At 56.4% G+C, this 1,026-nt stretch carries 1 protein-coding gene; it reads right to left on the reverse strand.

From position 1 onward, the window contains the following. Window positions 1-1,026 (reverse strand): DUF1601 domain-containing protein (locus tag CX664_RS24645; RefSeq protein WP_146000328.1); only part of this gene is annotated, 1,026 nt, incomplete at both ends.

The following is a 1,026-nucleotide window of genomic DNA, read 5'->3' on the forward strand; positions in this document are numbered from 1 at the left end:
AATTGGTCTTTCTGTGCGTTCACGAGGGGCAACAGCGCGGCCAGGGCCTTTTTGAACTGTGGTGTCCGCTCCTGCCCGTTATCTACCATTTTCGCCATGGCCCACAGCAGGTTGGCGATTTCCTGTGGTTTAAAGTTAGCTTTCTGTGCGTTTACATGGGGCAACAGTGTGGCCGCGGTCTTTTTGATTCCTGGTGTCCGCTCCTGCCCGTCCACCAGTTTCACCATGGCCGACAGCAGGTTGGTGATCCCCTGGGCAGTAAATTGGTTTTTCTGTGCGTTCACCAAGTGCAACAGCACGGCGACGGCCTCTTTGAACTCTGGTGTCCGCTCCTGGCCGCTATCCACCAGTTTCGCCATGGCCCACAGCAGGTTGGTGATCCCCTGGGCAGTAAATTGGTTTTTCTGTGCGTTCACCAAGTGCAACAGCACGGCGACGGCCTCTTTGAACTCTGGTGTCGGCTTCTGGCCGCTATCCACCAGTTTCGCCATGGCCCACATCAGGTTGACGATTTCCTGGGTATTAAATTGGTCTTTCTGTGCATTCACATGGGGCAACAGCGCGGCCACGACCTCGCTGAGCTCTGGTAACCACTCCTGCCAGTTGGCCACCAGTTTCGCCATGGCCCACAGCAGGTTGGCGATTTCCTGGGCATTAAATTGGTCTTTCTGTGCATTCACGTGGGGCAACAGTGCGGCCACGGCTTCGTTGAACTCTGGTGTCTGCTCCTGCCCGTTGTCCACCAGTTTTGCCATGGCCCACAGCAGGTTGGTGATTTCCTGAGGTTTAAAGTTAGCTTTCTGTGCGTTCACGAGGGGCAACAGCGTGGCCACGGCCTCTTTGAGTTCTGGTGTCCGCTCCTGCCCGTTGTCCACCAGTTTCGCTATGGCCCATAGCAGGTTGGCGATTTCCTGAGGTTTAAAGCTAGCTTTCTGTGCGTTCACGTGGGGCAACAGCGTGGCCACGGCCTCTTTGAGTTCTGGTGTCCGCTCCTGCCCGTTGTCCGCCAGTTTCGCCATGGCCCAC

The sequence above is a fragment of the Endozoicomonas acroporae genome (assembly GCF_002864045.1).
GTDB classification, from domain to species: Bacteria; Pseudomonadota; Gammaproteobacteria; order Pseudomonadales; family Endozoicomonadaceae; genus Endozoicomonas; species Endozoicomonas acroporae.